Source organism: Paracoccus sp. 22332 (assembly GCF_052045125.1).
Taxonomy (GTDB): domain Bacteria; phylum Pseudomonadota; class Alphaproteobacteria; order Rhodobacterales; family Rhodobacteraceae; genus Paracoccus; species Paracoccus haematequi_A.
Genome location: NZ_JBQEOI010000122.1, coordinates 1 through 749, shown reverse-complemented (window position 1 = coordinate 749; position 749 = coordinate 1). Strand labels below are relative to the sequence as shown.

General features: G+C 68.4%; 1 pseudogene. It reads left to right on the top strand.

Going from position 1 to position 749, the window contains the following annotated elements:
- Window positions 1-749: pseudogene (locus ACTJI6_RS24130) on the top strand (pyruvate carboxylase); the annotation flags it as partial.

Genomic DNA, 749 nt, shown 5'->3' with positions numbered 1-749 from the left:
ACCTGGCCTATTATGTCAGGACCGCCCAGGACCTGAAGGCCGCCGGCGCGCATGTGCTGGGCCTGAAGGACATGGCGGGCCTGCTGAAGCCCGCCGCCGCGCGGATCCTCATCAAGGCGCTGAAGGAGGAGGTGGGCCTGCCGGTCCATTTCCACACCCACGACACGTCGGGCCTCGCGGGGGCGACGATCCTGGCGGCCGCCGATGCGGGCGTGGACGCAGTGGACGCGGCCATGGACGCCTTCTCGGGCGGCACCTCGCAGCCTTGCCTTGGCTCCATCGTCGAGGCGCTGGAGGGGACCGAGCGCGATACCGGCCTGGATATCGCGGCGATCCGGCAGATCAGCAACTACTGGGAACGCGTCCGCGAGACCTACGCGGCGTTCGAAAGCGGCCTGCAATCCCCGGCATCGGAGGTCTATCTGCACGAGATGCCGGGCGGGCAGTTCACCAATCTCAAGGCGCAGGCCCGGTCGATGGGGCTGGAGGATCGCTGGCACGAGGTGGCCCAGGCCTATGCCGATGTGAACCGCATGTTCGGCGACATCGTGAAGGTCACGCCGTCGTCCAAGGTGGTGGGCGACATGGCACTGATGATGGTGGCCCAGGGGCTGACGCCGCAGCAGGTCATGGACCCGGCGGTCGAGGTCAGCTTCCCCGACAGCGTGGTGGACATGATGAAGGGCAACCTGGGCCAGCCCCCCGGCGGCTGGCCCGAGGCCTTGCAGCGCAAGGTGCTGAAGGGCGAG